Annotated in this window: 3 protein-coding genes; all 3 read right to left on the bottom strand. The window is 55.1% G+C overall.

Features of this window, described 5'->3' with window-relative positions:
* Nucleotides 1-352: 352 nt before the first annotated feature.
* The 3 genes from AACZ40_RS28775 to AACZ40_RS28765 all read right to left on the bottom strand — a co-directional run bounded on the left by AACZ40_RS28775 (nucleotide 353) and on the right by AACZ40_RS28765 (nucleotide 2,550).
* Nucleotides 353-1,315 (bottom strand): prenyltransferase/squalene oxidase repeat-containing protein, encoded by a 963-nt coding sequence (locus AACZ40_RS28775; protein WP_339677089.1) that lies wholly within the window; start codon nucleotides 1,313-1,315, stop codon nucleotides 353-355.
* Nucleotides 1,316-1,505: 190 nt separating this feature from the next.
* On the bottom strand, nucleotides 1,506-2,078 hold the full coding sequence (locus AACZ40_RS28770) for a TetR/AcrR family transcriptional regulator (protein ID WP_339677087.1): 573 nt from the start codon (nucleotides 2,076-2,078) through the stop codon (nucleotides 1,506-1,508).
* Nucleotides 2,056-2,550: a cupin domain-containing protein gene (locus tag AACZ40_RS28765; protein WP_339677084.1), complete on the bottom strand. Its 495-nt coding sequence runs from the start codon at nucleotides 2,548-2,550 to the stop codon at nucleotides 2,056-2,058. The genes AACZ40_RS28770 and AACZ40_RS28765 overlap by 23 nt, the downstream gene beginning before the upstream one ends.
* Between the last annotated feature and the right edge of the window lie 518 nt (nucleotides 2,551-3,068).

Below are 3,068 nucleotides of genomic sequence, written 5' to 3'. Positions count from 1 at the left end.
AAGAAAAAAGAGGGTGAGCCCGGATAAAATCCGGGCCGAGCGCAGCGAGCAGGAGATCGCCGCTGCCGCGTTCCCTCCAGAACCGGGATTCCAATACCCCTTCGGCACGGCCGGACAAGCCGGTCCGTGGCACACGGAAACCTCTATATCAATTGCAATGTGTCCTACCGTATCGGACCAGCGCGTGCCACCGTCGGCTTGTCCGACGGTGCTTAGTTAACCAGCCCCAACAGCAAAACCGGGTAGCCCCGGATGTAATTCGGGGTTGTCGCAGACAACAGGAAACTGTCAGGGTAATCGTTCAATGTAGAACCAATGTTTCCTCAACTTCTCATTCTGGAACTGCATCCACTTATTCCGGCAGACTCTTCACCAGCCCGATCACCGCCCAGGTCGTTCCCCAATAGACGGCAGTCTCCTGGACGCTCGCTTTTTTCTTTTCCTTGGTCCCCCGCACCGGCCACGAACCATCGTCGCGTTGCGTACTCACCAGAAACTGCTGCGCCCCTTTGACTGCCGGGGCCTGTCGCTCCACGCCTGCAGACACGAGCGCATACAGTGCCAGCCCCGTTCCCAGCGCATCACTGTCGTCGGCTACCATCCAGCCCCAGCCGCCGTCTGCATGCTGTTGACTGCGGAGCTGCTTCACCAGTTGATCGCGGAGTTGGTTATCTCCCGTCTGGACAGCCAGCAGTAAACGGACAGCATACCATTCGACACTCTTGCCTGGTGAACTCGCCTCGATATATTTCAGCGCGTTCGCTACCACAGGAGCACGAGTTTCGTTTTTCCCTTCCGCCAGCAATGCCAGTGTCAGCCACATGGTGGAAACCGCGTTCGTTTCGGCTGCAGGACGTTTCTGAAACGGGAGCTGGCCGCCCGCTTTCCACGATCCATCGGGAAGTTGTTCTTCCAGGAGAAGTCCCGCCAGTTTCTTGCGGTTCTCTTTCTGTTCGTCGGCATTGTCTGACTGCCACCTGCTCAACAGCAGCTGCGCCACACCGTCCTGATTACCCAGACCGGTGATCTTCCCTTTGTCGTTTTCCGCAAGCGACTTATCAATCGACCACTGTTTCCATTCCGCCAGGCGCTCACTGACTTCAAAGCCACTCTGTTTCGCGGCCTCAAGACTCCAGACCATATTTCCTACCCGATGGCAGGTGACGCATTTCTTTTCCTCAATCCACCACAGTCCTTTTTCTTCGATAAAGGGAATGCTGCGTTGCACCGTTTCACGAACCTGAACGGTCGTAGGTGAGACGTCGGGCAGGGCGCCGAAGGAAAGTGTCAGCAGAAGCGAGCTCAATGCAAACATGGTGAGAGCCATTCCTTAATTGATGCGTTGGCAGAAAGAGAAAAGCAATCGTGGGTGCTATCTTGATTATACAATCGAGCCGACAGAAAAAACACCAGTGAATTCACGCTGATTTCTGACGGCTAATAATAAGAGCACTGGGAACCCGCCTGGAGCAGATGTATCGTACAACGCCTGGATGGTAGGAAGCTCACTGTTTCTTCAGGATCGGCAGATTCTTTCGGCACGCGGAGAGAATCTGTCGGGCCAGGGCAGGGGACTTGACGGCCCGCGCCAGTGACAGGCCACCAAAACAAAGTGCCAGCGTCGAGAGAATTTCCTGTCGCGAAAATTCGTTCTGTGAGCGGTCTTCGAATTGCGCGACCATCCACTGGATGACTTCTTCAAACTGCGCCTTTGTTTCTTCATCGGCCCGACCCAGGTCGGAGAGCAGCGGAGGGATCGAACAGCCCTCCTCCACCTGCTCGCAATGTTTACTCGACAGGTAGCGCTGCATGATTTCGACCAGTTGCTCCGGCGTGTCACATTCACCGAGCGCACCGTTCATCGCCGCCTGGTCTTCAATGAACGACTGCACCAGCGCTGCGCCCAGTACGTCGGTTTTCGAATCGAAGTGCCCGTAAAACGCACCCGAAGTCATCCCGGCTTCTTCCATAATGCCGTCCACGCCACTCCCCACGTACCCCTGACGTTTAAACATCCGCAGGGCGGCGCTTAGAATGTTTTTGCGGGAACGGGTTTTACGATCCGTGGGAGGCGTCATGCGCGGGCCCTGCTTTCCAGGCAATCGGGTAATCGTTCAGGATTTCGCCATCCTGTATCGTGCCGGTCACACAACTGTCGGCGCGGTACTGAATTACCAGATAGTATAACGGCTCATCCGAATTGTTTCGCCAGACCCGGGGCACTTCCGGCGAAAGTCGAATAAAGAATCCCTCCGAAACGTCGAAGACTTCCGCACCCGCCTGGAACTGCCCCTGCCCCTGGATCACGAAATAAATCTCGTCATTTTCCTGGTGACGATGCACGAACGGCATCTCGCGGCCCGCGGGCAACGCGTTGATCGACATTTCCAGCCCGTCCGAATTCAGATGCTTCCGCAAAAAATATTTTCCCCGTGCCGCCATCGGCGTTTCAGGAGGCGACAGTCGAAATCGGGACCAGCTCTCCAGCGGTCCCGCGGCAAAACAGTCATATCCCTGGCCGTGCACAACCTCTTCACTCACTTGACTCATCCTGTTTCTCCTTTGATTTCAGAGTGGTACTGTAAATATAACGACCGTTATATTACGATCGTTATATTAAGTCAATCCCGTTTTGGGAATCGGCATAATCGCTGCAGATCGCACAACCGGAGGCAGCCAGAGTTGAATTCGCTGTGGTTTCTGAATAGCGATTCGCTCCAGTCAGGCAGAACCAGTAGAAATCGACGATGATTCACTATAATAAACGGGTCTCCGGGGCAGGCTCTTGTTTGAGTCAGCGTGAGATATTGGGTACACTGGTCGCTCTCTCTGTTGTGCATTCGTCTGCCTGTCTGGAACCTGCGATAAAAATCGCGTTCGCCGACAGTCCGGCTCCTAATAGAAAGCGGAAGTAATTCAATGATTTGTGTCAGCATCGGTCGAACCCGACACAAAATGGTGATGATGGAACACCGTTCCCTCGCAGAAAAAGGGGCGGAACTGGTGGAGTTGCGGCTGGACTGGATCGCCCGCGCCGCGCCGCGCCGCGCCGTGCTGACCAACATGCA

The organism is uncultured Gimesia sp. (genome assembly GCF_963972345.1).
Lineage (GTDB): Bacteria > Planctomycetota > Planctomycetia > Planctomycetales > Planctomycetaceae > Gimesia.
Note: the sequence above shows the minus strand (reverse complement) of the source record. Positions and strands in the feature narration are given on the sequence as shown.

What these genes read in the sequence shown, in the direction of transcription:
- AACZ40_RS28775 (WP_339677089.1), bottom strand. Translation starts at nt 1,315, where the DNA reads ATGTTTGCATTGAGCTCGCTTCTGCTGACACTTTCCTTCGGCGCCCTG.
- AACZ40_RS28770 (WP_339677087.1), bottom strand. Translation starts at nt 2,078, where the DNA reads ATGACGCCTCCCACGGATCGTAAAACCCGTTCCCGCAAAAACATTCTA.
- AACZ40_RS28765 (WP_339677084.1), bottom strand. Translation starts at nt 2,550, where the DNA reads ATGAGTCAAGTGAGTGAAGAGGTTGTGCACGGCCAGGGATATGACTGT.